Annotated in this window: 28 protein-coding genes; 19 read left to right on the top strand and 9 right to left on the bottom strand. The window is 70.5% G+C overall.

Features of this window, described 5'->3' with window-relative positions; translation table 11 throughout:
• The first annotated feature begins 1 nt into the window (after nt 1).
• The 9 genes from camK (at nt 2) to A4U64_RS20080 (ending at nt 8,053) form a co-directional block, all read left to right on the top strand.
• Nucleotides 2-775, top strand: a complete 774-nt coding sequence (gene camK, locus A4U64_RS20120; protein ID WP_006942964.1) for a 6-oxocamphor hydrolase — start codon at nt 2-4, stop codon at nt 773-775.
• Nucleotides 772-1,275 carry a MaoC/PaaZ C-terminal domain-containing protein gene (locus A4U64_RS20115; RefSeq protein WP_006942965.1) on the top strand — a complete coding sequence of 168 codons (504 nt, stop codon included), beginning with the start codon at nt 772-774 and terminating at the stop codon, nt 1,273-1,275. The genes camK and A4U64_RS20115 overlap by 4 nt, the downstream gene beginning before the upstream one ends.
• A 3-nt stretch (nt 1,276-1,278) precedes the next feature.
• Nucleotides 1,279-2,505: a thiolase family protein gene (locus A4U64_RS20110; protein WP_065923018.1), complete on the top strand. Its 1,227-nt coding sequence runs from the start codon at nt 1,279-1,281 to the stop codon at nt 2,503-2,505.
• A gap of 8 nt (nt 2,506-2,513) precedes the next feature.
• The gene (locus tag A4U64_RS20105; protein WP_006942967.1) at nt 2,514-2,900 is read left to right on the top strand and encodes a Zn-ribbon domain-containing OB-fold protein; all 387 of its coding nucleotides are present in this window, start codon (nt 2,514-2,516) and stop codon (nt 2,898-2,900) included.
• Nucleotides 2,901-2,912: 12 nt separating this feature from the next.
• Entirely contained in the window at nt 2,913-4,520 is a 1,608-nt protein-coding gene (locus A4U64_RS20100; protein WP_006942969.1) for a class I adenylate-forming enzyme family protein, read from the top strand.
• Between the two features lie 81 nt (nt 4,521-4,601).
• Nucleotides 4,602-5,771 carry a thiolase family protein gene (locus tag A4U64_RS20095; RefSeq protein WP_006942971.1) on the top strand — a complete coding sequence of 390 codons (1,170 nt, stop codon included), beginning with the start codon at nt 4,602-4,604 and terminating at the stop codon, nt 5,769-5,771.
• 41 nt (nt 5,772-5,812) lie between these two features.
• On the top strand, nt 5,813-6,685 hold the full coding sequence (locus A4U64_RS20090) for an enoyl-CoA hydratase/isomerase family protein (protein WP_065923017.1): 873 nt from the start codon (nt 5,813-5,815) through the stop codon (nt 6,683-6,685).
• A 20-nt stretch (nt 6,686-6,705) separates the two neighbouring features.
• Entirely contained in the window at nt 6,706-7,311 is a 606-nt protein-coding gene (locus tag A4U64_RS20085) for a TetR/AcrR family transcriptional regulator (protein WP_065923539.1), read from the top strand.
• A gap of 241 nt (nt 7,312-7,552) precedes the next feature.
• Complete coding sequence (locus tag A4U64_RS20080; RefSeq protein WP_006942977.1) at nt 7,553-8,053, top strand: TetR family transcriptional regulator; 501 nt, start codon at nt 7,553-7,555, stop codon at nt 8,051-8,053.
• A gap of 308 nt (nt 8,054-8,361) precedes the next feature.
• Here the strand turns inward: A4U64_RS20080 and A4U64_RS20075 are convergent, their stop codons facing one another.
• Both A4U64_RS20075 and A4U64_RS20070 read right to left on the bottom strand, forming a co-directional pair.
• On the bottom strand, nt 8,362-8,631 hold the full coding sequence (locus A4U64_RS20075; protein ID WP_221776578.1) for a hypothetical protein: 270 nt from the start codon (nt 8,629-8,631) through the stop codon (nt 8,362-8,364).
• Between the two features lie 37 nt (nt 8,632-8,668).
• The gene (locus A4U64_RS20070) at nt 8,669-9,193 is read right to left on the bottom strand and encodes a winged helix-turn-helix transcriptional regulator (protein WP_006942980.1); all 525 of its coding nucleotides are present in this window, start codon (nt 9,191-9,193) and stop codon (nt 8,669-8,671) included.
• A 55-nt stretch (nt 9,194-9,248) separates the two neighbouring features.
• Here A4U64_RS20070 and A4U64_RS20065 point away from each other — a divergent pair, with 55 nt between their 5' ends.
• Nucleotides 9,249-10,643 (top strand): MFS transporter, encoded by a 1,395-nt coding sequence (locus tag A4U64_RS20065; RefSeq protein WP_006942981.1) that lies wholly within the window; start codon nt 9,249-9,251, stop codon nt 10,641-10,643.
• Nucleotides 10,640-11,383 carry an acyl-CoA thioesterase gene (locus tag A4U64_RS20060; RefSeq protein WP_006942982.1) on the top strand — a complete coding sequence of 248 codons (744 nt, stop codon included), beginning with the start codon at nt 10,640-10,642 and terminating at the stop codon, nt 11,381-11,383. The genes A4U64_RS20065 and A4U64_RS20060 overlap by 4 nt, the downstream gene beginning before the upstream one ends.
• A gap of 343 nt (nt 11,384-11,726) precedes the next feature.
• Here the strand turns inward: A4U64_RS20060 and A4U64_RS20050 are convergent, their stop codons facing one another.
• The 3 genes from A4U64_RS20050 to A4U64_RS20040 form a co-directional block, all read right to left on the bottom strand.
• Entirely contained in the window at nt 11,727-13,073 is a 1,347-nt protein-coding gene (locus tag A4U64_RS20050; protein ID WP_050034603.1) for a serine/threonine-protein kinase, read from the bottom strand.
• Between the two features lie 113 nt (nt 13,074-13,186).
• Nucleotides 13,187-14,791 (bottom strand): phytoene desaturase family protein, encoded by a 1,605-nt coding sequence (locus tag A4U64_RS20045; RefSeq protein ID WP_065923016.1) that lies wholly within the window; start codon nt 14,789-14,791, stop codon nt 13,187-13,189.
• 44 nt (nt 14,792-14,835) lie between these two features.
• Nucleotides 14,836-15,300: a hypothetical protein gene (locus A4U64_RS20040; RefSeq protein WP_050034604.1), complete on the bottom strand. Its 465-nt coding sequence runs from the start codon at nt 15,298-15,300 to the stop codon at nt 14,836-14,838.
• A gap of 150 nt (nt 15,301-15,450) precedes the next feature.
• Here A4U64_RS20040 and A4U64_RS20035 point away from each other — a divergent pair, with 150 nt between their 5' ends.
• Nucleotides 15,451-16,239 (top strand): nuclear transport factor 2 family protein, encoded by a 789-nt coding sequence (locus tag A4U64_RS20035; protein ID WP_043801617.1) that lies wholly within the window; start codon nt 15,451-15,453, stop codon nt 16,237-16,239.
• A gap of 5 nt (nt 16,240-16,244) precedes the next feature.
• Here the strand turns inward: A4U64_RS20035 and A4U64_RS20030 are convergent, their stop codons facing one another.
• From A4U64_RS20030 to A4U64_RS20020, 3 genes are all read right to left on the bottom strand, one after another.
• The gene (locus A4U64_RS20030; protein WP_029541220.1) at nt 16,245-17,099 is read right to left on the bottom strand and encodes a hypothetical protein; all 855 of its coding nucleotides are present in this window, start codon (nt 17,097-17,099) and stop codon (nt 16,245-16,247) included.
• 61 nt (nt 17,100-17,160) lie between these two features.
• Nucleotides 17,161-17,367 carry a hypothetical protein gene (locus A4U64_RS20025; protein WP_006942989.1) on the bottom strand — a complete coding sequence of 69 codons (207 nt, stop codon included), beginning with the start codon at nt 17,365-17,367 and terminating at the stop codon, nt 17,161-17,163.
• A gap of 91 nt (nt 17,368-17,458) precedes the next feature.
• Nucleotides 17,459-18,643, bottom strand: a complete 1,185-nt coding sequence (locus tag A4U64_RS20020; RefSeq protein WP_050036273.1) for an Ig-like domain-containing protein — start codon at nt 18,641-18,643, stop codon at nt 17,459-17,461.
• A gap of 109 nt (nt 18,644-18,752) precedes the next feature.
• Here A4U64_RS20020 and A4U64_RS20015 point away from each other — a divergent pair, with 109 nt between their 5' ends.
• The 3 genes from A4U64_RS20015 to A4U64_RS20005 are packed head-to-tail and all read left to right on the top strand — an operon-like array spanning nt 18,753 to nt 22,055.
• A complete protein-coding gene (locus A4U64_RS20015) occupies nt 18,753-19,490 on the top strand; it encodes a response regulator transcription factor (protein ID WP_170914022.1) in 738 nt (245 codons plus the stop codon).
• Entirely contained in the window at nt 19,487-20,896 is a 1,410-nt protein-coding gene (locus A4U64_RS20010) for a sensor histidine kinase (RefSeq protein WP_065923015.1), read from the top strand. The genes A4U64_RS20015 and A4U64_RS20010 overlap by 4 nt, the downstream gene beginning before the upstream one ends.
• Before the next feature lie 55 nt (nt 20,897-20,951).
• Nucleotides 20,952-22,055 (top strand): alpha/beta fold hydrolase, encoded by a 1,104-nt coding sequence (locus A4U64_RS20005; protein ID WP_043801495.1) that lies wholly within the window; start codon nt 20,952-20,954, stop codon nt 22,053-22,055.
• Here the strand turns inward: A4U64_RS20005 and A4U64_RS20000 are convergent.
• The gene (locus A4U64_RS20000; protein ID WP_029541228.1) at nt 22,017-22,442 is read right to left on the bottom strand and encodes an HIT family protein; all 426 of its coding nucleotides are present in this window, start codon (nt 22,440-22,442) and stop codon (nt 22,017-22,019) included. The genes A4U64_RS20005 and A4U64_RS20000 overlap by 39 nt on opposite strands.
• A gap of 53 nt (nt 22,443-22,495) precedes the next feature.
• Between A4U64_RS20000 and A4U64_RS19995 the strand changes: the two genes are divergently transcribed.
• The 4 genes from A4U64_RS19995 to A4U64_RS19980 all read left to right on the top strand — a co-directional run bounded on the left by A4U64_RS19995 (nt 22,496) and on the right by A4U64_RS19980 (nt 26,428).
• The gene (locus A4U64_RS19995) at nt 22,496-23,236 is read left to right on the top strand and encodes a nucleoside/nucleotide kinase family protein (RefSeq protein ID WP_050034606.1); all 741 of its coding nucleotides are present in this window, start codon (nt 22,496-22,498) and stop codon (nt 23,234-23,236) included.
• A gap of 10 nt (nt 23,237-23,246) precedes the next feature.
• Nucleotides 23,247-24,497: a phosphoribosylamine--glycine ligase gene (gene purD, locus A4U64_RS19990; RefSeq protein WP_029541231.1), complete on the top strand. Its 1,251-nt coding sequence runs from the start codon at nt 23,247-23,249 to the stop codon at nt 24,495-24,497.
• Between the two features lie 50 nt (nt 24,498-24,547).
• On the top strand, nt 24,548-25,726 hold the full coding sequence (locus tag A4U64_RS19985) for a pyridoxal phosphate-dependent aminotransferase (RefSeq protein ID WP_029541234.1): 1,179 nt from the start codon (nt 24,548-24,550) through the stop codon (nt 25,724-25,726).
• An 84-nt stretch (nt 25,727-25,810) separates the two neighbouring features.
• Nucleotides 25,811-26,428 (top strand): TetR/AcrR family transcriptional regulator, encoded by a 618-nt coding sequence (locus tag A4U64_RS19980; protein ID WP_029541237.1) that lies wholly within the window; start codon nt 25,811-25,813, stop codon nt 26,426-26,428.
• The last annotated feature ends 16 nt before the right edge of the window (nt 26,429-26,444 follow it).

The raw sequence follows: 26,444 nt of genomic DNA, 5'->3' as shown, positions 1-26,444 counted from the left end.
GATGAAGCAATTGGCCACCCCCTTCCAGGAGTACTCACAGAAGTACGAGAACATCCGCCTCGAACGAGACGGCGGCGTCCTCCTGGTCACCGTCCACACCGAAGGCAAGAGCCTGGTGTGGACCTCAACCGCACACGACGAGCTGGCCTACTGCTTCCACGACATCGCGTGCGACCGGGAGAACAAGGTCGTCATCCTCACCGGCACCGGCCCCTCGTTCTGCAACGAGATCGACTTCACCTCGTTCAACCTCGGCACCCCGCACGACTGGGACGAGATCATCTTCGAAGGCCAGCGTCTGCTCAACAACCTGCTGAGTATCGAGGTGCCGGTCATCGCGGCGGTCAACGGACCGGTGACCAACCACCCGGAGATCCCCGTCATGTCGGACATCGTCCTCGCCGCGGAGTCCGCCACCTTCCAGGACGGACCGCACTTCCCTTCCGGCATCGTGCCCGGGGACGGCGCCCACGTGGTGTGGCCGCACGTGCTGGGCTCGAACCGTGGACGCTACTTCCTGCTGACCGGCCAGGAACTCGATGCTCGCACCGCCCTCGACTACGGCGCGGTCAACGAGGTCCTGTCCGAGCAGGAGCTGCTGCCCCGCGCCTGGGAGCTCGCCCGCGGTATCGCCGAGAAACCGCTCCTGGCCCGCCGGTACGCCCGCAAGGTGCTGACCCGTCAGCTGCGGCGGGTCATGGAAGCCGACCTGAGTCTCGGCCTCGCGCACGAAGCGCTCGCCGCCATCGATCTGGGAATGGAGTCCGAACAGTGACCAGCACAGCACCCTCGACCGTAGCCGAGACGGGGACTTTCCACGTCGACCGCTACTTCGAGGACTTCCCGGTCGGCACGGTCTGCGTCACCGGCGGTCGCACCGTGGACATGTCCGACATCTCGATGTTCGCCGGCCTGACCGGCGACCACTATCCCCTGCACACCGACGAACAGTACGCCAGCCGAACCCAGTTCGGTACCCGAATCGCGCACGGGCCCTTCACCTTCTGCATCGCGGTGGGTCTGGTGGCCCTGGCCGGCTTCTACGGCGAAGCCATCGTCGCGATGCGCGAGGTCCAGTCGATCCGTGCCCTCAAGCCGGTGCGTCCCGGCGACACCGTGCACGTCCGGGTCGAAGTGGTGGCTGCCGAACCCGCACGAAAGCCCGACCAGGGCATCCTCTCCCTCGATTACACCGTGGTCAACCAGCACGACGAGACGGTGATGACCGTCCGAATGGTGTTGCTGGCCAAGCGACGTAGCCCCTTGGAAGGCTGACACATGACACTCTCTTCGACCGATCTCGGTTTCAACCCCATGGCGGGAAGCCCTCTCGAAGCAGCTTTCGTGGGTATCGCCGAAATCCCCTCCGGGCGCTATCCGAACCGCCCCTTCATCGGCTCCCTCGTCGAGGTCGCGGTCGCCGCGGTCCGCGACGCCGGCATGCAGATCTCCGACATCGACACGGTGCTGCTGATCCCGTGCCTGCACTCCGCGGACGATCAGGCCGACCTCATCTTCTCCCGTGTGGTGGAGGAACTCGGCCTGCACGGCCGCGCCAAGGCCAGCGCCATGCTGCACTCCGGCGGATCGACCAGCGACAACATCACCCGCACCGCCGCCGGCCTGATCGCCAGCGGACAGGCCAAGAACATCCTGGTGGTCCAGGCCGACAAGTGGGGCTCCGCCCCCGTCGCGGACATGGTCGACATGCTCAGCGGCTACGGCATCCCCCGCGAGTGGGAGCGCCCCACCGGCCTGACCTTCAACGCGGTCGGCGCCCTGATCACCCAGCGATACATGGCAGCGTCCGGCTCGACTCCGGAAGAGATGGCCGCGGTATGCGTCGCCCTGCGCCAGTGGGCCCGACTCAATCCGAATGCGATGTACAAGGACAAGGACCTGACCGTCGAGCAGGTGCTCGGCTCGAAGATGGTGTGCGATCCGATCCATGCCATGGAGTGCCCGATGTTGGCCGACGGCGCCACCGCGTACGTGATGACCAGTACCGAGAATGCCCGCAAGACGCATGACCGGTGGGTCCGGATCGCCGGCTCGGGCGGCTGCGTGTCGCACTACAGCATCGGTCAGGAGAACGACCTGGCCACCATGGGATGGCGGCGGGCCGGTGAACGCGCCTACGAACAGGCCGGCTGGGGCCCCGACGACGCCGACATCGCGCAGGTCTACGACTCCTATGCGGCCGTGCTGACCATCGGCCTCGAGGGCCTGGGCCTGTGCAAGCTGCATGAGGGCGCCCGGCTGTTCGCCGCCGGGGAGTTCTCTCCCGGCGGCCGCCTGCCGGTCAACACCAACGGCGGTCTGCTCTCGGCCGGGCACACCGGCGTCGGCGGCGGCACCGCCCTGCTGGTGGAGGGCATCCGCCAGCTCCTCGGCCGCGCCGAGGACGCCCGCCAGATTTCCGATTGCCGGCGTGCCGTCTGCGGCGGCTCCGGCGGCACCTATATGGACAGCCAGGTGCTCCTGCTCGAGCGCGTGGACAAGTGAGGGACAACATGACGACTTCTCTGACCGACGAGTACTACGCCGCGCTGAGCCGAGGCGAACTGGTGATCCAGCAGTGCGGTGGATGCCACAACCCCATCATGTACCCGAAGTACGTGTGCCCCTCCTGCGGCAGCACCGATCTCGGATGGACGCCCACTCCCGGCGCGGGACAGCTGCACAGTTTCGCGATTCAGCGAGTGGGGGCTCCAACCGGATTCGAGGACGACCTGCCGTACGCCGTCGGCGTGGTCAAGCTCGATGAGGGCGTCCAGCTCCTCGCCCGTCTCCGTCCCGATGCGAACGGCGGCTGGGACGCCTATCGCTGCGACATGCGGGTCCAGTTCGACACCACCCCGGACGAAGGCCGCCATATCGCCTGGTTCCGGGCGGAATAGGAAGCCGGTGCCGTGTCTATCCCCGAGATGAACATCGCGACCTTCCTCGCCAAGTCCGCAACCCACCACCCGGATCACCCGGCCATCGTGGCCGGGGCCCGGACCGTCACCTACCGCGAGTTCTACCGTCGTGCCCTGAGCATCGGCGGCGAACTGCTCGCCCGCGGGCTGCGTCGCGGAGACCGGGTCGCCTTCGCGCTGCACAACAGTCCCGAGGTCCTCGAGACCGTCTTCGGGTGCCTGGCCGCCGGGCTGGTCGCCGTTCCGATGAACGCCCGGCTGCACCCCAAGGAGATGGGCTACATCGTCCGCTCCTCGGGAGCGAAGGTACTCATCCACGGCACCGCCTTCACCGCCCAGATCGACGAGCACCTGGGCGAATTCGACGGCATGCAGTGGCGCTTCGAGGTCGGGGGCACCGCGGGCATCGAACCGTACGACCGCCTCCTCGACTCCGGCACGCCGCTCGAGGCGCCTGTGGAGGTGACCGCCGAGGACGCGAGCTGGCTGTTCTACACCTCCGGCACCACCGGACGCCCCAAGGGCGCGACCTGGACCCACCGGACCGGCCGCGTGGTAGTGATGAACTACCTCGCCGACGTCTACAACATCGACCATGACGATGTCGTGCTGCACGCCGCACCCCTGTCGCACGGTAGCGGAATCGTCGCTCTGCCCACCATCGCCCGGGGCGCAACCAACGTCATCCTCGATGCGCTGAGCTTCTCCCCGGAACTGCTGTTCGACACCGTCGCCCGGCACAAGGTCTCCCACATCGCCTTCCTCGCCCCCACCCAGATCGTCGCGATCCTCGACAAGTACGACCCGGACCGGTTCGATCTGAGCACCGTGAAGGCAGTGTGCTACGGGGGAGCCCCGATCTACCTCGAGCACCTCAAGGCCGCTGTCGAAACCTTCGGCCCGATCTTCGCGCAGATCTACGGCCAGGGGGAAGCTCCGATCACGGTCACCGGACTGACCCGGGAGATGCACGCCCGGTTCGCGGCCACCGACGATCCCCGCCTCGGATCGGCCGGCATAGCCCGCACCGACGTCGAGGTGCGGGTGGTCGATGCCGACGGCACTCCCGTCGCTCCCGGCCAAGCCGGCGAAATCATCGTCCGTGGCGACGTCGTCATGCGCGGGTACTGGAACAATCCCGAGGCCACCGCCGAGGCGCTGCGCGACGGATGGCTCTACACCGGCGACGTGGGCACCTTCGACGACCAGGGCTACCTCTACCTTCTGGACCGGACCAAGGACATGGTGGTCTCGGGCGGCAACAACGTCTACCCCCGAGAGGTCGAGGAAGTGCTGATCACCCACCCTGCGGTGGCCAGCGTGGTGGTCTTCGGCATCCCCGACGAGTACTGGGGCGAAGCCGTGCATGCCGTGGTCGTGACCGAACCGGGCCACCAGGTCACCGCCGAGGAGCTCATCCGCTTCTGCGGGGAGAACCTGGCCGGATACAAAAAACCCAAAGCCGTGGAGTTCGTACCGGAACTCCCGGTCAGTGCCTACGGGAAGATCCTGCGCCGCGAGGTCCGCGACCGCTACTGGGCCGGCCACGACCGCAAGGTCGGCGGCGGCGCACGCGGCGTGGCGACCGCGACGCCGTAACGACCTTGGCATGCCGGGCCGCCGCGACGGCGCCACGACCCTCGCGGTGGCCCGGCCGCCTCACAGAACCAGGAGTTTGCCGTGGACAGAGTTTTCATCGCCGGCGTCGGCATGACACCGTTCGTCAGCCGCACCGACCAGACCCTCGGCGAGATGGCAGCCGCGGCCGCCGCGCAAGCCTTGACCGACGCCGCCATCGAGCCCCGCGACGTCGGCCGGGTGTATTTCGGCAACGGCGCCGCCGGCCTGCTCACCGGCCAGGAAATGATCCGAGGCCAGGTGGCGCTTCGCCACACCCCCTTGGCTGGAATACCCCTGGTCAATGTGGAGAACGCGTGCGCCTCCGGCAGCAGCGCGGTGCTCGGGGCATACGACGCCATCCGCGCCGGCCGCTGCGACGTGGCCGTGGCCATCGGCGTCGAAAAACTCTCCCACAGCGAGAAACACCGCACCTTCGCCGCCATCCGCGGCGCGACCGATGTCGCCGAACTCGACACCGATGCTGCTGCCCAGGAACTGAAGAGTTCGGCCCTGCTCGACGTCTACGCCGCCGAGGCCCGCGAGTACATCGACACCTACGGCGCCTCGGTCGAAGACTTCGCCGCCGTGGCGGTCAAGAACCGCACTCACGGCGCCCTCAACCCCCGGGCCCAGTTCGGCACCCCGCAGACGATCGACGACGTGCTCGCCGCCCGCATGATCGTCGACCCACTGACCCTGCCGATGTGCTCACCGACCACCGACGGCGCCGCCGCCGTCGTGCTCGTGTCCGAGCGCTACCGCAACCGCAACGGGGCAGGCACGTGTCAGATCCGGGGAATCGACCTGGCCTCCGGCCACGGCGCCGGCTCGGAACCGGTCGCCCGCGCTGCCCGCGCCGTCTACGACGCCACCGGCATCGGCCCCGACGACCTCGACGTCATCGAGGTTCACGACGCCGCAGCACCGTCGGAGATCCTGCAGTACAGCGAAATCGGATTGTGCGAGGACGGGGAAGGACACCTGCTGCTGCGCAAGGGTCAGACCGCCCTCGGCGGCCGTACCCCCGTCAACGTCAGCGGCGGTCTGCTCAGCCGGGGACATCCCCTCGGCGCCACCGGCTGCGCCCAGATCGTCGAACTGTTCGACCAGCTGAGCGGACGAGCCGGAGCCCGGCAGGTCGAACGCGCCGGCGTAGGGCTGGCAGTCAATGCCGGCGGATGGCTGGCGGGCGCCTACGCCACCACCGTCGCCACCCTCCTCACGCGGTGACCGTCGTCGGCACCGTCCATCCAGCACCCAAGGAGACACCAGTGCGGCAAGACCTGGAAACGCTGTACTACGAGCAGGCCGACGACGGCGTCGTCGTACTGACACTCAACCGCCCGGATCGGGGCAACGGGGTCGTGCCGGAACTGGTCCGGGACTTCGTGGAGACCTTGACGCGGCTCGAGGCCGACAAGAGTGTCCGTGCCCTCGTCCTGACCGGCGCCGGGAAGCAGTTCTCCGCCGGTGCCGATCTGAAGGCGATGAAGGACTACCTCGAACATCAGCACCGCGTCGAGCACGAACCCTACAACGCCCGGGTACTTTTCCCCCTGACCCAGCGTGTCGTCGCATCCCGGCTGCCGACGATCGCGGCGATCAACGGGGGCGCCACCGCCGGGGGCCTCGACTTCGCCCTGGCATGCGACATCCGCATCTGCTCCACCAGAGCGAAAATGGGGGAGACCTACATCAACATGGGTCTTCCCCCTGGCAACGGTGGCTCCTACTTCCTGCCGCGACTCCTCGGATCGGGCATGGCGGCGGAATTGGCGCTGACCGGGGACGTCATCGACGCGCAGCGCGCTCTCGAGATCGGGCTGGTCAACCGTGTAGTCGAACCCGAGGACCTGCTCCCCGAGGCGGTGGCGCTGGCCGGCAAGATCGCAGCCAAGTCCTGGCGCGCGGTCGAGGCCACCAAACAAGCCTTGCGCTCGACGTGGCAAGTCGACCTGGCCACCTCGATGACCAACAGCTTCTGGGCGGTCTCGGCCCTGCACTACGGGCCGGATCTGCTCGAAGGGGTCTCGGCCTTCCTCGACAAGCGTCCACCACGCTTCAACGAGGATCGGACACACGCCGCGGATTCGCCCACCGCGGATCCGGCGGCATCGGCGCCCGCTCACGCCTCACTACAGTGACGCCTCACTACAGTGACACTGTGAGCACTTCGGAACGGGCACCTGCCGCCGCCACGCGCGAAACGATCCTCGCCGCGGCGACGGCACTGTTCGGTGACCTCGACTACCCGGCCACCTCCATCCGCGACATCGCCCGGGCGGTCGACATGCTCCCGGGCAGTATCTACGCCTACGTCGAGAGCAAAGAGGCGATCTTGTACGAGATCGTCTCCACCGGGATCGACCGGTTCGTCTCTGCGGTCGAATCCATCGACCCCGCCACCGCACCGGACGAACGACTCGAACAAGCCATCCGTGCCCACATCGACATCGTCGCCGAAAACCCGCAACGGGCCCTCGTCGTCTTCCATCAATGGCGGTATCTGGGCGACGAGTCCCGTGCCCAGGTGATCGCAGCCCGGCGCCGTTACGAAGAGTTCTTCCGCACCACCATCCGCGAGGGCGCCGAGACCCAGGTATTCCGCCCTGACCTCGACGTTCGCTACGCAACCTTGACGGTTCTCGGCGCGCTGAACTGGGCGCCGGAATGGATCCACGCCGACGATCCAGCGCGTGCGGACAGCGGGCGGAAGCTGGCATACATCCTTCTCGCCGGGCTGCGTCCATTCGACGAGAATGCACCGTAGCGGTCGATGTCGCAGCAGCCGGGAAGCGGCACGAACCCGATGCTGTCGCCTTGGTAACGACTGTTTGTTTGGGTTACATTCGTAAGAAGAACTGACCGTCCCGGACGGGGAAGGGGGAGGCATGCCACCGAGACAACGGCGTAACAACAGCCGTTCCGCAAAGAGCGGCCCGGTTTCGGCTGCGGAGATCCGTGCAGCCGCCTTGGCCTTGTTCAGCGAGCGGACGTTCCCCGTCATCGGGATGCGAGACATCGCTGAGGCGGTCGGGCTGCTGCCCGGTAGTCTGTACGCCCACATCAGCAGCAAGGAAGAGTTGCTCGCCGACATCGTCACCGAGGGCATCACGAACTATCTGGTAGAACTCCGCCCCTTCCTCGAATCCCAGGATCCGGCTCCCGATCGGATGCGCGGCGCCGTCAAGGCCCACGTGAAGGTGCTGGCGAAGACCCTCGAACAGACCCGGGTCGCCTTTCATCAATGGCGGTTCCTCGGTGACGGTGCCCGAGAGCAAGTAGTCGAGCTGCGTAAGCAGTACGAGAATGTATTTCTGCAGATCTATCGGGCGGGGGTCGCGGAGGGCACCTTCCGGAAGGCGCGCAGCGAGCGCATCGCAGTGCTTGCGGTGATCGGCATGCTCACCTCCGCATCGGAGTGGTATTCACCCGAAGGTCGGCTCGGTGCCGACGAGTTCGGTGAAGCCCTGGCCGAAGCCGCAGTGGACGGGCTCGTCGCGACGAGCTGACCGGCCGAGGACGGGTTCCAACTCCGTGGTGCATATTGAGCGACACTGCTAGTCGGGTCGCGACCGAGCGCCGGCACAGCGCACCGGGCCGGCACGCCCCGACGGGAGTGCACCACGGGACCGCCGCCGAGGTGCATCGTCGGCAGCCGCTCGGCGAGTACTGGGCTGCACACTCCGAGCGGTTCCGCCGCCCCACGGCGCCGGCCCTGTCCGGGCTCACTGGCCGCAACACCCGCCTGTCTCGAGCAGAGTGGCAACTACCGGCTTGATCATGCGCATGACCGTCAAAGCGTGGGAATGTGCTCGGCTCAGGTCTCGCTGTCCGGGTGGATCGGTGACGTGCGCAGCTCGCTCTCGTCGCCCTCGGAGACCTCGAACACCTGCAGGGGCGTGTTCGGGGGAGGGGTGCCCTCGTTCCGTCCGGGCGTTGCCGCCGCGGAGGGGGCCGTCGACGACTCGATCCGCCGGCGGAGCTCGGCGAGAAGCAAGTCGGTAGGCACCCGGGTGAGATCGGGCCCGGCACCGTCTTCCGGGATCTTTGTCACCGTGACCACCCCGGCACGCTCGTGGAAACGCATCGACCGATGCGATTGTCTCAGAGCGCGTGACGGCGAGTCATCGGTTTGCGGGGTCGGTGCGACGCATCGCGCGCCGGGCCTGCTCCTCGGTGAAGTTCGGTGTCAGGCGCAATTCCTCCAGGGGGACTTCACGTTCGGTGCTGCGGACCTCGACGCGCACGGGGTCGCCGGTGGCGTCGTCGGACAGGCCGAGGGGGCCGCCGCGCTCGCCCTGGAGGTACTTGTCGCCCCACTGCATCAGCGCGAGCACCGCAGGCAACAGGTCGCGGCCCTTCTCGGTGAGGATGTATTCGTACCGTGTCCGCTGCCCGGGCTTCTTGTAGGGCCGGCGCTCGAACAGGCCCTCGGCGGTCAGTTCGCGCAGGCGTGCGGCCGCGACGGCCTCGGTGATGCCGACGCGGCGCGCGAAGTCGTCGAACCGGGTGGTGCCGTAGTAGGCCTCGCGCAGGATCAGCATCGCCGAGCGGGTCCCCACCACGTCCATCGCCTTGGCGATCGAGCACTGGGAGGCCTGCCAGGCGTCGCGATCGGCGAGGAAGCCGTCCAACCGTGCCGCATGCATGCCCCCATCCTATCTGACTTGCCAAGGCCATAGTCAGCTTCTAACCTATCTGGCTATGGAAAGCCAAAGTCAGGCCTCGGTCCGGATCGGCCCGCTCCTCGCCGTCCTCTCGGGAGCGCCCTTCGTCGCGAGCCTCGATCTGTTCGTCCTCAACGTCGCACTGGGCGACATCGGGACCAGCTACCCCGGCAGCTCGCTGGGAGAGCTCAGCTGGGTGCTCAGTGGCTACGCGATCGTGTACGCGGCGCTGCTGGTCCCGCTCGGTCGCTGGGCCGACCGCATCGGCCGCCGGCGCGGCTTCCTCGCCGGCCTCGGGCTGTTCACCGTCGCGAGCGCGGCATGTGCGCTGAGTCCGTCGCTGTGGGTGCTCGTGATCTGCCGGCTGTTCCAGGCCGTCGGAGCCGCGGCGCTGACGCCGGCCAGCCTGGGGCTGCTCGTGAGCGCGGTGCCGGAGGCGCGACGTGCCGGTGCCGTGCGGATCTGGGCGGCCACGGGTGCTGCGGCGGCGGCGTTCGGCCCGGTGGTCGGCGGGCTTCTGGTCGAGGTCTCGTGGCGCTGGGCGTTCCTGATCAACGTCCCGATCGGGATCCTGCTCCTCGCCGTCGCGCGGCGCGTCGTGCCGGACATCCGCCCGGTCGATTCCGGCACCCGCCTCGACCTGGCCGGCGCCGCTCTGCTGACGCTGGGCATCGGTGCACTCGCGCTCGGACTCGTCCAGGGGCCGGAGTGGGGCTGGGCCGACGTCCGCATCCTCGCCGCGTTCGTCGTCGCCGCCGGGGCCCTGCTGCTGTTCGCGCACGTCAACGCCCGGCACCCCGCGCCGCTGATCGAGCCGAGTCTGCTTGCGGTGCGCTCCTTCTCCTGGTCGAACGTGACCGCCCTGATCTTCAGCGCGACGTTCGCGGCCGGTCTCCTGGCCAATGTGCTGTGGGTGCAACAGGTCTGGGGATACTCCGCCCTGCGGACGGGTCTGGCCGTGGCTCCCGGGCCGCTGATGGTGCCGCTCTTCGCCGCCGTCGGGCAGGTGCTCGCGCGACGTTTCACCCCCGGCACGATCGCCGCAGCGGGATGCGTGCTGTGGGGCGCAGGCGCCGGCCTGGTCCTCGCGACGGTGGGGCCGGAGCCGGAGTATGCGACCGCGCTGCTGCCCGGCTGGCTGATCGGCGGCGTCGGCGTGGGGCTGGCCTTGCCGACCATCCTCTCGGCCGCCACGGCGCAACTGCCCCCCGCACGCACCGCCACCGGCAGCGCGATCGTCACCATGAGCCGGCAGCTCGGCACCGTGCTCGGGATCAGCGTGCTCGTCGCGATCCTCGGGGCCGGTGACGATGCGGTGTCCGCCTTCCGATTCTCCTGGTGGACGATCGCGGCGGTTGCCGTCGTCGCCGCCCTCGCCGCCGGAGGTATGACCCCCCGCCCGTCCACACCGGAAGTGAAGGTCCTGGCATGACCCATCTCGCCCCCGCCCCCTTCCCGATCGAATTCGATTCCAGCTGGCTGGGATTCGGTGGCGTGCACGGCGGACTCGTCGTCGCGGCCCTGATCCGCGCGGCCGCCGTGGAAACCGGCGCAACGCCGCTCGCCGTCTCGGCGCACTTCACCGGCCCTGTGCAGCCCGGCCCCGTCGACGTCGCGGTCGACGACGTCCGCGGCGGCCGGACCGTGAGCGCCCGGGCATCGATGCCGGACTCGGTCACCGCCCTCGTCAGGCTCGCCCGGACGGTGGGTGAAACGACCTGGCCGCGTACGGGAAGCGATTTCGGCGGCACGGATCCCGTGACGCTGCCGCCCCTGGAGATCCCGGTCGACTTCGTGCCGTTCTCGCAGTACCTCGACATCCGGCCGATCAATGCGGCCCGGCCCTTCGGCCGGGGCGACGACCCGGAATTCGAGGTGTGGATACGGCTGATGTCCGCGGTCGGGTTCGCTCCGGTCGAGCGCGCCGCGATCCTCCTCGATGCGCTGCCGCCGGGGTTGTTCGCGACGATGTCCGCACCCGTCCCGGTTCCCACGGTGGAGTTCGCGGCGCATTTCGCCCCGTCGCGTGCAGCTGCCGACGGTTGGTATCACCTGCGGCACCGAACGGTGTGGGCCACCGAGATGCTGTGCGTCGACGAGGCGGAGCTGACCGACGGCGACGGCCACCTCGTCGGTCAGGCCCGGCAGCTGCGCCGCATCCTCGGAGGCTGACGGAGGCGTCGGTGATGCACATCACGGAGTGGGACGTCGAACCGCGGGTAACACCTAGAACGTACCGCTCGATGATCTTGATGGCGTCCCCAGTGGTGCACCCTGCTGCTGCGGGAGCGTCGTTCGTCCCCGCTCATGCGAGGACGGAAGGATCGTCACTCGACACAACGGAGGTAAACATGGTTCTCGGTTCCCTCGCTGCAACGCTGTTCACGCTGCTCGCCGGTCTCGGCATCCTGCTCTGACCCACGCTCGACCCACGCCGCAAGCGCTCCGCCTCGAAGCGGGAGCGCTTGCGGCGCGCGGTCCCGGCTCGTGCCGGGCCTGTCTCGACGGCCGACGGTCAGCGGCCGTTGCCGCCTCCATTGTTGCCGCCTCCATTGTTGCCGCCCCCGTTGTTTCCGCTGTTGCTGTTGTTTCCGCCGCCGTTTCCGTTGTCGTTGCTGGGCTTTTCGGGCTTGGGAGGCTTCTCCTCCGCCGGCGGTTGCGCCGGCGCCGGGGCCGGCACGGGAAGGGTGGTGAAGACGGGCCCGGTGTCCACGGCCGAGGGGGTGGGCGAACCCACGCTGCCGACCGGTGTCGGGGCGGTGGCGGGAACGCTGCTCGTCCCCGGCGTGGCGACCGGCGGTGTGTCGCCGCCCTGACCCCAGGCCAGCAGGAGGAGGGCGACCACCGCCGCGGCGGTGAGGCCGATTGCGAGCAGGATCCGGCGGCGACCGGAGTCGGGCGCCGCGTCGAACGTCGACCGCGTCGGGACGGGTGCCGGCACGGGCGGCCCGGCAACGGTGAACCCCCGGGTCGGCGCGTGGATCACCTCGGTCACCGGATCGGCGCGGTGCGGTTCCCGCAGTGTGGCCAGGTGCGGTTCCCGCAGTGCGGCCAGGTGCGGTTCCCGCAGTGCAGCGAGCATGTCCCGGGCGCTCCCGAAGCGGTGCTCCGGTTCGCGTGCCATCGCACGCTCGATCACGGCCACGAGTGCGGGGTCGACGTCCGGTCGCGCGGTGGCCAGCGGCGGCGGCGGCCCCTGCGTGATCGCCCGCGCCAGGGCCAGCAGGTTGTCGTAGTCGTAGGGTTTCCGCCCGGTCAGCGCCTCGTACCCCACGGCCCCGGCGGCATACAGATCGTCCGTCACGCTCGCCGGTGTGCCGGAGAGCCGATCGGGGCTCAGGTAGGCGACGGTGCCGACGAGTTCACCGGTACGGGTGTAGTCCTCGCCGGCGCTCTTGGCGATACCGAAGTCGGTCACCTTCACCGTTCCGGTCTCGGTGAAGAGGATGTTGCCGGGCTTGATGTCGCGGTGGAGAATCCCGGCGTCGTGCGCCGCGGCGACCGCAGCCACCACGGCGATCAGTATCGCGCGCACTCGGTCCTCCGGCATCGGGCCGAGGGCGATCTCGTCGGCGAGGGTGCGGCCGGGCAGGCGTTCCATCACGATGTACGGAACTCCGGCGTCCTCGCCGCTGTCGTGCACCGCGACGATGTGCGGATCGGTGAGGTTCGCGGCGGCTCGCGCCTCGGCTTCGAAGCGCCGGCGCACGTCGGGCTGGCGGCCGAACTCGCCGCGCAGCACCTTCACCGCGACGGGCCGCCCCAGCCGCGTGTCCCAGCCGTCGTGGATCTCGCCCATGCCGCCGCAGCCGAGCAGGCCGCGCAACTCGTAGCGGCCGGCGAGCAGTTCGGGAACGGGCATGGTTCCAACGCTAGTGCGGTGCCGGGGGTGGTACCAGGCAAGCCTCGCCGGACGGCCGTCGTCATGCGGTCCGAGTCGTGTGGCGCGGCGGGACGCCGCCGTCCCGTGACCGGTCAGGTGGGGGTGCCGGCCGCGGCCGCGCCGCATCCGGCTGCTGCGGCGTCCCGCAGGTCGTCGACGGATACTCCCGCGACCGCCGCTGCGGCGGCCACCCCACCGAACAGGGTGCCGACCAGCCCGTGCGACGGGCGCACCCCCGCACCGGCGTGGAACAGGCCCTCGACCGGTCCCGTCGCGCCGAGGCGGGTGAACGTCTGGCTCGGGGTGAACGCCGGGCCGTACGACACGCCGCCGGTGCAGCGCATGAAGCGTTCGTCGGTGACGGGAGTCCCCGTCTCCTCGTGGACGATGGCGTCGGCCAGGCCGGGAACCGTGCGTTCGGCCGACCTCACGAGCCGGTCGCGAAGCTCGCGTCGTCTCGCGTCGTAGCGCGCTGTCGAACCGCTTCCCGGTGTTATTCCCCACCAGGTGTGCTGTGCCGGGGCCGGGCCGATCAGCTGAACGTTGGTCTGCCCGGGCGCGCACAGCCGGGGGTTCTCCGGGTCGGCGAGGCTCGCGATCCACAGGCCGGCGGACGTGGACGAGGGAAGCTCACCCGCACGGAGCGCGGCGTACTCCGCATCGAAGTCGTCCGTGTCGGTGACGAGACGGGTCGCGTTCGGATAGCCCTCGGCGGCGAGGTCCCGGTCGAGAATCAGATAGACGACGGCGAGCGGCAGGGCCAGTTCGTAGCTGCGTACCCGCCGGAGGAGCCGGGAAGGCACACGATCCGGCGGCAGCAGCGACAGATACGTCTGCTGAATATCGACCGCCGACACGACCGCGGGGGCGAGAATCTCGCGTCCGGCCCCCGGAACGGTGTCGAGCGATGCGTCCTGTGTTCGTACGCCGCGAACTCTGCCGTCGTCGACGAGAATCCGGCTCACCTCCGTGCCGAGCAGTACGTCGCCACCATGGCCGCGCACCACCTCTGCCAGGCCCTCCGAGACGACCCGCGATCCGCCTTGCGGGTACGACAGGCCCTCGAGATAGGTGTGGATCATCCGGGCCGCCACCGGCAGCGACAGCCGCGACGGCGCCACGGCCAGACTGCCTGTCGTCCAGCCGAGAAGTGCGGTGGTGAGTTGCGGGGAGGCGTGCAGATGGCGCAGGTAGCCACCGGCGGTCGCGCGTCCGTAGCGCAGCAGGCCGCGTAGCCGCCACGGCAGCTGTGGCAGCTCACGCAGGTGCGGCCGCTCCGCGATCCGTCCCAGCTCCTCGGTGAGCAGCTCGACGGTGGTGAGGAATTCGTCGATCGTGTGATGCTCTGCCGGAAATGCCTCGTACAGAGTGGCTTTGAAGGCATCCATGCCCTTCGGGACCGCCAGTTCGCGGTCGCCGTTCAGCAGCCGGAACATTCCTGCGGGATCGAACTCCCGGAACGTCACGTCCACACCCAACGGTCCGAGTGCGTGTCGCACCGGCGCCTCGGAGGTGTAATGCAGCCCGATGTCGAACTCGTATCCGTCGTGGGTGAAGGCGGACATGTGCCCACCCGGCTGGTTGCGGGCGTCGGCCACCAGTACCCGGCGCCCGGCGGCCGCCAGATATGCCGCGGCCGTGAGCCCACCGGGTCCGGCCCCGATGACGATCACGTCGTAGTCGTAACGCTCTTCCATGCTGACCTCCGGATTGCGGGGAAATCGCCGGTTCGGGGCGCCGTTCAGTGGTGCCGGATCTCGCGGGTGGACGGGTGGCCCGCCACGTTGCGGACGAAGGTGACGAACGCGGCGACGATTCCGATGATGCTGCCCACGATTCCCAGTCCCAGCGCAATGCGCACCACGAGCGGCCAGTCGAACGAGGCGTCGCCGAAGTCGAACGGGAACACCTGCCAGATCCGCAGCAGCGCCAGCAGCGCGACCGCAGTGGTGACCACGTCTCCCAGCGCCTTGAACCAGACGGGATCCCACACGAAGTACAGGAGATTGGCGATCAAGCTCGCCAGGATCGAGGCATTGACGAAGCCGATGACCGACCGGGTGCCGTCGGTGAGGAATGGTACGGCTTCCCAGCCCGGCCACACGTTGGCGGCGTACAGCACCGCCGCATTGAGGAGCACCGCGACGAGATACCCGAATCGCCGGGCGGCGACCGGGGAGCGCGGACGGGTCGTGGTGGGTGTCATGGCGACCTCCCTCGGGCAGGACCGTCTTCCACGCTAGCCCCGGCGTACGGATCCGCGTCAGGGAAGAAGGTCCCCGGCCGGCCGATGAGTTTGCCGTCGCTCGGCGGTCGGAACAGGTGCAGCATCGTTCGCAGCGGAGGAGTGAGCACCATGTTCGACCGTTCCCCAGCCTTTTCCGGCTTCGCCGTCGACGACGTTGCCGCGGCCGCGAAGTTCTACGGCGACGTCCTCGGCGTCTCCGTGTCCGAGGAGCACGGAATGCTCCACCTGCACCTCGACGGCGGCCGCGACACGTTGATCTATCCGAAGGAGGACCACACCCCGGCCACCTACACGATCCTCAACTTCCCGGTTCGCGACATCGAGAAGGCGGTGGACGAACTCGCCGCGCGCGGAATCCGGTTCGAGCGCTACGAGGGTGTCGACGGCAAGGGCATCTTCCGTCGGGTGGGCCCGCCGATCGCCTGGTTCCGGGACCCGGCGGGCAACATCCTCGCCGTCCTCGAGGTGGACGAGGCCCCGGCCGACGAACAGATCCGCGCGCTGATCGAGGAACACACCGCGGCCCGCAACGCCAAGGACGTCGATCGGCTCGCCGCGTGCTATATCCCCGGTGCGACGGTGTTCGATCTGGCGCCGCCGCTGCGCAAGTCCGCTCCCGACCCGCAGGCCTGGGCGTCGTGGTTCGCGGGGTTCGACGGCCCTCTCGACTGCGAAGTGCGGGATCTGCGCGTCGAGGCGGCCGGCGACGTCGCGTTCTGCCACGCGCTGTCGCGGCTGGGAGCGACACAGCTCGGTGGACCGCGATTCGACATGTGGTTCCGTGTCACGTTCGGTCTACGCCGCGTCGAGGGGTCGTGGCGGATCGCGCACGAGCACGAGTCCACCCCGTTCCATATGGACGGTTCCTTCCGGGCCGTCACGGACCTGCAGGAGTGACCGGCTCAGTCCGGTGGCTGCAGTTCGTGCCTGCCGCTGTTGCCCGTGCCGCCCGAGTTGCTGCGCAGCCACCGACCGGGCAGCTTGCCCGCGAGGTCGCCCAGGGGGCCCACCGCCCCGCGGAGCAGTTCGACGGTCTCCTGCAGCACGTCGATGCTGGTGCTCATCCGCAGGATGCTGGGGGTGAGCTGCGCCAGCGTCTCGGACAGCGACACGATCTGATCGAGCGGACCGCCCTTGGCGAGGAGGCGCTCGAGGGCGCCCTGTTCGGCGAGGAGGGTGTCCAGCACTCCACCCCGCTCGAGGGCCCGCTCGAGCAGGCCGCCGGGCTGGAGGGCGATGTCGACGATGCCGCCGGGGGCGGTGAGGCGTTCGACGGGCCCGCTCTCGGCGAGCAGGCGCTCGAGCGGGCCGCTGGGTGCGGTGAGACGGTCGAGGAGGCCGCCGTTCGACAGCAGGCGGTCCAGCGCCCCGTCCTCGGCGAGGATCTTCTCGAGCGGACCGCCGGGGGCGGTGACGCGGTCGAGGGCGCCGCCGGGCTCGAGGAGGCGGTCGAGGGGGCCGCCGGGTGCGGTGAGCCGGTCCACCGGCCCGCCGGGGGCGAGGAGGCGGTCCAGCGGTCCGTCGGGGCGCAGCGCCTGGCCGAGAGGACGGTCGTCGGCGGCGAGCACGGAGACCTGTTGCAGCAAGCCCAGCGGTCCCCGCGGATTCGCCACGCCGACCGCGCTCAACCCCGCGTACGTCCGGGGGGAAATCGCCAGGCGGACGGTGGCGATCGCGCCCTCCGCCACGCCCAGGGCCGAGTCCGCTGCGGCGAATCCGAGGCGGACGGGAAACGCGAGCGCGGACGCCAGACTCATGCCTGTCACTGTAACCGGCACAACAGTCCGGCTCGGCGGGACGAGCCGTTACCGAAGGTCGTCAGGAGACGCGGAGCGTTCCGACCCGTACGTACGTCTCGGTGCATCCGCAGCCGTGGGCGAGGTCGGAGCAGTCGACCACCAGCATGTGCCGCACGCGGGAGGTGTCGAAGCAGTCGGGTTCGGTGCATTCCACGGGCACCGTCGCGTGCACGACGAGGGTGCCGTGACAGTGGTCGAGATCGGATCGGCACGCCCGGCACGTCATGGGCGGGACCTCCTTCGCGGTGGCTGTCTTCGTCCCGTAATAGCATCACGCGCCGACAAGGTGGTGGACGTGCGGGGCGTGTTACGCCGGATCAGCGCCGCCTGCGCCGGGCGACGAGGGCGACGGCCAGCGCGCCGGCGATCACCCCGATCCCGGCTGCGACCCACCAGCCGGGTGTGCTGTCGGATCCGGGAACCGTCACGGCGACGGGTTCGGATGTCGCGCCCGCCGCGCCGGGCGCGCCCGAATAGACCGCCGTGATCGTGTGGCTCCCGGCGCCGGAGACGCGGTGCTCGGTGGTGGCGCGGCCGTCGACGACCGCCACCGGTGGACCCAGGTCGGTGCCGCCGTCCCGGAACAGGATCGTGCCGCCGTCGACGTCCGGTGACACCGTCGCCGTGAGCGTGACGACCGTCCCGTCGTCGACCACGTCCGGGGCGTCGACGGTGACCGTGGCGGGCACCTCGGCGGTGTCGGAGATGGTGATGGTCGCCAGCGGGCCGGCGCCGGCGTTGAGCGGACCGGTCATGGTGTCCCGCGGCGAGCAGCGGGTCGGTCCCCACTGGTTGGTGCCGAGGAACGTGGCCTGGGTGAGCGAGGTGTTGTAGTTGGCGTCGTCGTCGACCAGGCCCGCGGCACCGGCCGTGCGGAGCATCGGCGTGATCACGCCCGCGTCGCCCGCGATCATGGTCACCTCCACCGCCGGCAGCCGGAACCAGCTGTCGCCGACGGGGCTGGGGGAGCCGTCGAGCTGCAGCTGCGTCTTCGGCGCCCGGATCCCGGCCTCGCTGTCGGCACCGGACGTGGGGCTGTTGCCGATGACCTCGTTGTTTCCGGACAGGCGCAGGATCGTGCCCGCCGGGTCGGGGACGCCGTCCTCGTTCACCCGCAGCACACCGGGCGGCACGTTGTCCAGGTTGAAGGCGGTGCCGGGTACGACAGCGGCGTCGACGAACGTCGCGTTGGCGGGAATGGCGAAGTCGTTCTTCAGGCGGGAGACGCTGCGGGTGGTGGCGCCGCGGCTCGAGTCGGGGTACGCGACGGGCGCCGTCTGGATGCGGTAGGTGAACCGCTCGCCGGGACGAACCCGGGCGGGCGCGTCCACCGTGGCCGACGACCCGAGCAGCTCGTCGACGTCGATCACCGACCGCACCCGGCACGCGATGCCGAACGAGACCTCGACCTCCTCCGCGGCCGCGGGCGGGCAGACCGCGATCAGGGACACGGCGACGGCTGCGGCCGACGCCGCCCCGCGGCGCACCCACTTCGGCGACACGGCGGCTCCTCCCGGTGCGGACACGTCCATGATCCCCGATCGCCGTACTCCGACGGCCCGAATTCGGCAGGGCCGGCATACAGGAAGTTCCCAGGATTCTCGCAGCGGCATGCCAGAGCTCTCCGGGAGAATCGACGCCGTGACCGACAAGACCCCCGAAGCGCGGATCCTGATCGTCGACGACGAGCCGAGCATCGTCGAACTGCTCTCGGTGAGCCTGAAGTTCCAGGGTTTCGAGGTCGAGACGGCGGGAAACGGCGCCGAGGGACTCGACCGGGCCCGGGCCTTCCGGCCGGACGCGGTGATCCTCGACGTCATGATGCCCGGGATGGACGGGTTCGGGATGCTGCGCCGGCTCCGGGCCGACGGTTCGGACGCGCCGGTGTTGTTCCTGACGGCGAAGGACGCCGTGGAGGACAAGGTGTCCGGCCTGACCCTGGGTGCGGACGACTACGTCACCAAGCCGTTCAGCCTCGAGGAGGTCATCGCCCGGCTGCGGGTGATCCTGCGGCGGGCCGGCAAGGTGTCCGAGGACGAACGCTCGTCCCGCATCACCTTCGCCGACATCGAACTCGACGACGACACCCACGAGGTGTGGAAGGCCGGCAGGCCGGTGTCGCTCTCACCCACCGAGTTCACCCTGCTGCGGTACTTCATGGTCAACGCGGGCACGGTGCTCAGCAAGCCGCGGATCCTCGACCACGTGTGGAGCTACGACTTCGGCGGGGAGGTCGGCGTCGTGGAGTCGTACGTCTCCTACCTCCGCCGCAAGGTCGACACCGGGGACAAGCCGCTGATCCACACCCTGCGCGGGGTCGGGTACGTCATGCGGGAACCCCGCGAGTGAGCCGCATGCGGGCGCTGCCGCTGCGGTTGGCGCTGGTCGCGGCGCTGGTGTCGTTGTCGGGGCTGGGGCTGCTGGCGTCCGGGGTGGCGGTGACGTCCGCTTTGCAGGGTTCGCTCCTCGCCCGCACCGATCAGGATCTGCGCACCGCGGCGCAGACGTGGGCCAAGCCGCCCGGTGCCGGCCGCGAGCTGCCGCCGCCGGACGCCCCGAGTTCGAATCGCCCGCCGAGCCCGTTCTATGTGCGGGTCGTCGGCCCCGACGGGGTGGAGCGGTTCGTCGTCAACGACGAGTCCACGTCGCCGGCGCTGCCCGGCGAGCCGGCGGGGGAGCCGGTGACCGTGGGTTCCGTCGACGGTTCCGACGTGCGCTGGCGGGTGGTGTCGACCCGCAGCGCCGCGGGCATCGTGACCACCGTCGGGGTCACGCTGACCTCGATCGAGGAGACCGTGGATCGGCTCGTCGTGCTGCAGGTCGGCATCGGCGCCGCGGTGCTGCTCGTTCTCGGGGTGGCCGGCTACTTCGTGGTGCGGCGCAGCCTGCGGCCCCTGGTGGAGGTCGAGCGCACCGCCGTGGCGATCGCGGGCGGGGATCTGCACCGGCGGGTTCCCGAACGGGATCCGCGCACCGAGGTCGGCCGGCTGTCGGTGGCGCTGAACGTCATGCTCAGCCAGATCCAGTCTGCGTTCGCGGCGACGGCGTCGTCGGAGGAATCCGCGCGCAGATCCGAGGAGAGGATGCGACGGTTCGTCGCCGACGCCAGCCACGAGCTGCGCACCCCGCTCACCACGATCCGAGGATTCGCCGAGCTCTACCGCCAGGGCGCGAGCAGCGACACTGCGATGCTGATGGACCGCATCGAGAGCGAGTCCCGGCGCATGGGGATCCTCGTCGAGGATCTGCTCATGCTGGCCCGCCTCGACGCGCAGCGGCCGCTCGAGCGGAAGCCGGTGGACCTGCTGGCCCTGGCCGCCGACGCCGTGCACGATGCGCGGGCCGTCGCGCCCGATCGCACCGTCGGGCTCGAGGTGGTCGACGGTCCCGGTACCCCGGAGGTGCTCGGCGACGACGCGCGGCTGCGGCAGGTCCTCGGCAATCTCGTCACCAACGCCCTCACCCATACCCCGGCCGACGCCCGCATCACCGTACGGGTGGGCACGATCGGATCCGATGCGGTGCTCGAGGTTCTCGACACCGGCCCCGGCCTGAGCGAGGCCGACCGTGCCCGGGTCTTCGAGCGGTTCTATCGCGCCGACACGTCGCGCACCCGATCGTCGGGCGGCAGCGGTCTCGGACTGTCGATCGTCGCGGCGCTGGTGGCGGCCCACGGCGGCCGCGTGGAGGTGGAGTCGGCCGTGGGCGCCGGTTCCACGTTCCGGGTGCTCATCCCGCGGATGCCGGTGGAGTGACGATCCGGCCCTCGGCTACGGTGACGTAACTGACTTTCGAGTAAGGAGACGTCGCGTGGGACTGTCGGGGACGGCGCAGCGCGCCCTGCGCAACGCCTGGGCGCTGTTCGTCGGCGACGGAATCGAACCGCCGCACGCCACCGCGTCGGCCGTCGTCGCCGACGGACCGCACCGTACCCTGCGCCGCTACGGCGAGCCCGACGCGGGTGCCCCCGTCCTGCTCGTGCCCCCGCTCGCCGCGCCCGCACGCTGCTACGACCTGCGGCCCGGGCAGAGCCTCGTGCAGCACCTCGTCGACGCCGGCCGCAGCGTCCACGTCCTCGACTTCGGCACCATGGACCGTTCCGACCGGCACCTCGGCTTCGAGCACTGGGTCGACGACATCGTGCCCGAGGCGATCGCGCGGGTCTCCGAACTGTGCGGCGGCCGCGACGTCGACCTGGGCGCCTGGAGCCTCGGTGGGACCCTGTGCCTGCTCACCGCGGCCGCCCACCCCGGGCTGCCGATCCGCTCGATCACCGCGTTCGGCACGCCGATCGACTACGCGCGCATCCCCTTCCTGGGGCCGGCCCGCCACCTCGGACGCGCCCTGGGCGAGCCCGCCCTCACCGCCGTGACCCACCTGCTCGGCGGCGTGCCCGCCCCGCTGGTGCAGATCGGCTACCGGGCCACCGCCCTCGAACGCGAACTGACCCGGCCGTGGTTCGTCGCCTGCAACCTCGCCGACGCCGACACCCTGGCCCGGATGGAGGCGATCGACCGGTTCCAGGCCGACATGCCCGGCTACCCCGGCAGGCTGTTCCACCAGATGGCGATGCGCATCACGGTCGCGAACGATCTCGCGACGGGCCGGGTCCGCTTCGACGACCGGACGATCGACCTCGCCGACGTCTCCGTGCCCGTGCTCGCACTCGGCGGCAGCGACGACGTGCTCGCGCCCGTCCCGGCGGTCGAGGCGATCCGCCGGGTGCTGCCCGGCTCGCCCCACGTGCGGTTCGAGGTCGTGCCCGGCAGTCACCTCGGGCTGCTCGCCGGCCTCACCGCCCGCGGCACGTCGTGGGCGCACTTCACCGCGTTCCTCGACGACCCGTCGGCGCCGGTGCCGACGGGTCCCGGCGCGTCAGTCGGGGACGTTGTCCGCGTACCCGAGTTCTCGTAGCGCGGCCTTCAGCTTCGCCTGCGCCTCGTCGAGCGACTCCGGCGACGGGTCCTTCTCGGCCTTGCTGATGTCGAAGTCGCCGAGGTCGTACGCCGGGAAGACGTGCAGGTGCAGGTGCGGCACCTCGAGGCCCGCGACGAGCAGGCCCGCGCGCGGCGCGTCGAACGCCGAGCACACCGCCCGGCCCATGATGCGGGCGACGTCGCCGACCTTGCCCCACACGTCGGCGTCGACGCTCTGCCAGTGGTCCACCTCCTGACGCGGCACCACGAGCACGTGGCCCTGGTTCACGGGGTTGATGGTCAGGAAGACGACGACGTCGTCGTCCTGCCACACGAACCGGCCCGGCAGGTCGCCGGCGATGATCATGCTGAACACGGAAGCCATACCGGGGAGAATAGGCGGACCGCCGCGCGCGCCGCCTCTCGTATCCTCGTCGCATGTCGTCGCCGCAGCCGCCCCGGACGGGCCCGCTGCGCGCGCTCGTCGCCGACCTGATCGACCGGCACCTGCGCATCGTCGCGGCGGGGGAGCGGCGCGTGGTCGGGCTCTGCGGCCCACCCGGCGCCGGCAAGAGCACCGCCGCCGACCTGCTCGTCGGCCTCCTCCGCGACGCGGGCATACCCGCCGCGGCCGCGCCGATGGACGGCTTCCACCTGTCGAACCACCGGCTCGACGCCCGCGGCACCCGATCCCGTAAGGGTGCGCCGGAGACGTTCGACGTCGCCGGGTTCGCGGCGCTGCTGCGCCGCATCCGCGACGACCGCACGGAGACCGTCCACGCCCCCGAGTACTCGCGCCGCCTCCACGAACCGATCGCCGCGTTCCACGAGATCACCCCCGAGACCCGCGTCGTCGTTACCGAGGGCAACTACCTGCTCCTCGGCGACGGCGGGTGGGAGCGGATCCGCCCGCTGCTCGACCTCGTCGTCTACCTCGACGCACCGGGCGACGAGCTCGCCGCCCGGCTCATCCGGCGCCATCGGGCCACCGGATCCACCGCCGAGCAGGCCGCCGAGTGGGTCCGCACGGTGGATATGCCCAACGCGCGCACCGTCGCGCGGACCCGCGACCGCGCCGACCTCGTGTGGTGCCCGGTGGAGGGGAACGACCGAGGCGCGGGAGCGGCCCGCTGGAGCCGCGCGGATGCGTCGGTCCGAGGCCCCGGACCGGTCCCGTAACCTGTGCTGCGTGCGCGTACTCGTTATCGGCTCCGGTGCCCGTGAACATGCCCTCGTCCTGGCCCTGACCCGCGATCCCGGCGTGACGGCCGTGCTGGCAGCCCCCGGCAACGCCGGCATCGGCCGGATCGCCGAGCAGTTCCCGGTCGACGCCGCCTCCGCCGAGGAGGTCGTCGCGCTCGCGAAGGAACAGAACGTCGACCTCGTGGTCATCGGCCCGGAGGTTCCGCTCGTCCTCGGTGTCGCCGACGCCGTCCGCGCCGCGGGCATCGCCTGCTTCGGCCCGTCCGCCGCGGCCGCCCGCATCGAGGGCTCGAAGGCCTTCGCCAAGGACGTCATGCAGACCGCCGGGGTGCGCACCGCGCACAGCGAGGTCGTCGACAATCCGGCCGAGCTCGACGAGAAGCTCGACCGCTTCGGACCCACCTGGGTGGTCAAGGACGACGGGCTCGCCGCCGGCAAGGGCGTCGTCGTCACCACCGACCGGGCCGCCGCCCGCGACCACGCGGCGGAGATCCTCGAGAACGGGCACCCGGTGCTGCTCGAATCGTTCCTCGACGGCCCCGAGGTCTCGCTGTTCTGCCTCGTCGACGGCGAGACCGTGGTGCCGCTGCTGCCCGCGCAGGACCACAAGCGTGTCGGCGACGGCGACACCGGCCCCAACACCGGCGGCATGGGCGCCTACACGCCGCTGCCGTGGCTGCCCGAAGGCATGGTCGACACGATCGTCGAGGACGTCGTCCGGCCCGTCGCCGCCGAGATGGTCCGCCGCGGATGCGGCTTCTCGGGCCTGCTCTACGCGGGCCTGGCCATCGGCAAGGACGGCCCGGCCGTCGTCGAATTCAACTGCCGCTTCGGCGATCCCGAAACCCAAGCCGTGCTCGCCCTGCTCGAGTCGCCGCTCGGGGAGGCGCTGAACGCGGTCGCGACCGGCACCCTGGCCGAGCTGCCGCCGCTGCGCTGGCGCGACGGCGCCGCCGTCACCGTGGTGCTGGCCGCCGAGTACTACCCGGCCAGCCCGCGCACGGGCGACGTCATCACCGGGGCCGACGCCGACGGGGTCCTCCACGCCGGCACCAGGCTCGCCGACGGATCGCTGGTCTCCGCCGGCGGCCGCGTGCTCAGCATCGTCGGCACCGGCGCCGACCTGACCGCCGCCCGCGACGAGGCCTACGCCACGCTCGCCGGCATCAAGCTGCCGGGCGGGCACTTCCGCAAGGACATCGGCCTCGCCGCCGTCGAGGGCCGGATCACCGTCTGACCGTCCCCGGCCGCCGGTCGCCCCCGGGCCCGCGACTACCGTCTGGTGACGTGCGGAGCGAATCGCAGCGATCCCGGATCCAGACCTTCCACGTCATGGACGTGTGGAAGGCCGCCACCGAGCGGCAGCGCACCCACGGCGACGTGCTGAGCCTGGCGGCGGGTCAGCCGTCCACGCCGGCACCCGCCCCGGTGCTGCGCGCCACCCACCGCGCGCTCGACGACGAGCTGCTCGGCTACACCGAGACGTTCGGGATCCTGCCGCTGCGCGCGGCGATCGCGGGCTACCACCGCGACCGCTACGGCATCGACGCCGACGCCGACGACGTGGTCGTCACCACCGGATCCTCCGGGGCGTTCACCCTGCTGTTCCTGGCCGCCTTCGACGTCGGCGACACGGTCGTCGTCGCCCGGCCCGGCTACCCCGCCTACCGCAACACCCTCGCCGCGCTCGGCTGCACGGTCGTCGAGCTGGACTGCGGGCCGCACACCCGCTACCAGCCGACCGTCGAGATGCTCGAGGCCCTCGACGGTCCGATCGCCGGACTCGTCGTCGCCAGCCCCGCCAACCCGACCGGCACCATGATCGAACCGGCCGAGCTGGCCGCGCTGGCCCGCTGGTGCGACGACCACGGCGCGCTGCTCATCTCCGACGAGATCTACCACGGCATCGAGTTCGGAACGCACGGTGCGCCCGCAACGAGCTGCGCGTGGGAGACCTCCCGCGAAGCCGTGGTGATCGGCTCCGTGTCCAAGTACTTCTCGATGACGGGATGGCGGCTCGGCTGGATGCTCGTGCCGGAGGGACTGCGCCCGCCGCTGCAGCGGCTGGCCTCCAACATGACGGTGTGCCCGCCGACGATCTCCCAGTACGCGGCCGTCGACGCGTTCGGCGCGGAGGCCCGGGCCGAACTCGACGGCCACGTCGCGCGGTACGCGGCCAACCGCGAGCTGCTGCTCCGGGGCCTGCCGGAGCTGGGGATCACCGAGCTTGCGCCCGCCGACGGCGCCTTCTACGTCTACGCCGACATCGGTCACCTGCTCCCGGCCGGCGAGAACTCCACCCGCTGGTGCGCCCGGCTGCTGCAGGAGACCGGAGTGGCGCTCGCGCCCGGCGTCGACTTCGACACCGTGCACGGCGACCGGACCGTCCGGCTGTCCTTCGCCGGTTCCACCGCGGACGTGCGGGCGGCGCTGGAACGGCTGCGCGCCTGGTTGCCCACACCGTGACGAAACCCGACAGATAGGTCCTACCTGCGAGTATTCGGGCCGTTTCCCTCAGGCGTGACCACCGGGACTGGCACCATGACAAGGGTGTCGATCGCAGCCACCCCGAAGGGCGAACGGCGCCGCCAGGCGCTCGTCGAGGCGGCGGCCGACCTGATCCTCGAGGGCGGGATCGATGCCGTCCGGCACCGCGCCGTCGCGCACCGCGCCGGACTTCCGCTCGCCTCGACCACCTACTACTTCCATTCCCTCGACGACCTGATCGCGAGCGCGGTGCAGCACAACGGGCGGCGCGAGCTCGACGCGATGCGCTCGCGGGTGCAGTGCGTCCCGCCGAGCGACCGCAGCCCCGAGTCCACCGCGGACCTGATCGTCGACCTGCTCGTCGGCCCCGGCGGGGTCGGCGAGATCGAACGCGAGCGCCTCATCGCCCGCTACGAACGGTGCGTCGCCACCGCCCGGCACCCCGAACTGCGCGACGTCCAGCATGAGTTGCGCGTGCAGATCGATCAGCTGCTCACGGACCTGCTGCAGCGGTGCGGGCGCTCGGTGCACGAGCCGCAGTTGCGGCGGCTCGTCGCGGTCGTCGACGGGGCCGTGCTCGGCGCGCTCGGCGATCTCGAGCCCGATCCGCGGGCCCTCGCGCGGGGCATCCTGCCCGACGTCGTGGAGCGGGTGGCACCGCCTGCCGAACAGGAGGCGTGACGGGGCGCCGTAAACT

This window comes from Rhodococcus sp. WB1 (assembly GCF_001700945.1).
GTDB classification, from domain to species: Bacteria; Actinomycetota; Actinomycetes; order Mycobacteriales; family Mycobacteriaceae; genus Rhodococcus; species Rhodococcus aetherivorans.
This window is presented reverse-complemented; position numbering and strand designations above follow the sequence as displayed.

Bases quoted from the DNA above. Each gene is read 5' to 3' on its own strand.
- camK (WP_006942964.1), top strand. From the start codon at position 2: ATGAAGCAATTGGCCACCCCCTTCCAGGAGTACTCACAGAAGTACGAG.
- A4U64_RS20110 (WP_065923018.1), top strand. From the start codon at position 1,279: ATGACACTCTCTTCGACCGATCTCGGTTTCAACCCCATGGCGGGAAGC.
- A4U64_RS20105 (WP_006942967.1), top strand. From the start codon at position 2,514: ATGACGACTTCTCTGACCGACGAGTACTACGCCGCGCTGAGCCGAGGC.
- A4U64_RS20080 (WP_006942977.1), top strand. From the start codon at position 7,553: ATGCGAGACATCGCTGAGGCGGTCGGGCTGCTGCCCGGTAGTCTGTAC.
- A4U64_RS20075 (WP_221776578.1), bottom strand. From the start codon at position 8,631: ATGCGTTTCCACGAGCGTGCCGGGGTGGTCACGGTGACAAAGATCCCG.
- A4U64_RS20070 (WP_006942980.1), bottom strand. From the start codon at position 9,193: ATGCATGCGGCACGGTTGGACGGCTTCCTCGCCGATCGCGACGCCTGG.
- A4U64_RS20065 (WP_006942981.1), top strand. From the start codon at position 9,249: ATGGAAAGCCAAAGTCAGGCCTCGGTCCGGATCGGCCCGCTCCTCGCC.
- A4U64_RS20060 (WP_006942982.1), top strand. From the start codon at position 10,640: ATGACCCATCTCGCCCCCGCCCCCTTCCCGATCGAATTCGATTCCAGC.
- A4U64_RS20050 (WP_050034603.1), bottom strand. From the start codon at position 13,073: ATGCCCGTTCCCGAACTGCTCGCCGGCCGCTACGAGTTGCGCGGCCTG.
- A4U64_RS20045 (WP_065923016.1), bottom strand. From the start codon at position 14,791: ATGGAAGAGCGTTACGACTACGACGTGATCGTCATCGGGGCCGGACCC.
- A4U64_RS20040 (WP_050034604.1), bottom strand. From the start codon at position 15,300: ATGACACCCACCACGACCCGTCCGCGCTCCCCGGTCGCCGCCCGGCGA.
- A4U64_RS20035 (WP_043801617.1), top strand. From the start codon at position 15,451: ATGTTCGACCGTTCCCCAGCCTTTTCCGGCTTCGCCGTCGACGACGTT.
- A4U64_RS20030 (WP_029541220.1), bottom strand. From the start codon at position 17,099: ATGAGTCTGGCGTCCGCGCTCGCGTTTCCCGTCCGCCTCGGATTCGCC.
- A4U64_RS20025 (WP_006942989.1), bottom strand. From the start codon at position 17,367: ATGACGTGCCGGGCGTGCCGATCCGATCTCGACCACTGTCACGGCACC.
- A4U64_RS20015 (WP_170914022.1), top strand. From the start codon at position 18,753: ATGCCAGAGCTCTCCGGGAGAATCGACGCCGTGACCGACAAGACCCCC.
- A4U64_RS20000 (WP_029541228.1), bottom strand. From the start codon at position 22,442: ATGGCTTCCGTGTTCAGCATGATCATCGCCGGCGACCTGCCGGGCCGG.
- A4U64_RS19995 (WP_050034606.1), top strand. From the start codon at position 22,496: ATGTCGTCGCCGCAGCCGCCCCGGACGGGCCCGCTGCGCGCGCTCGTC.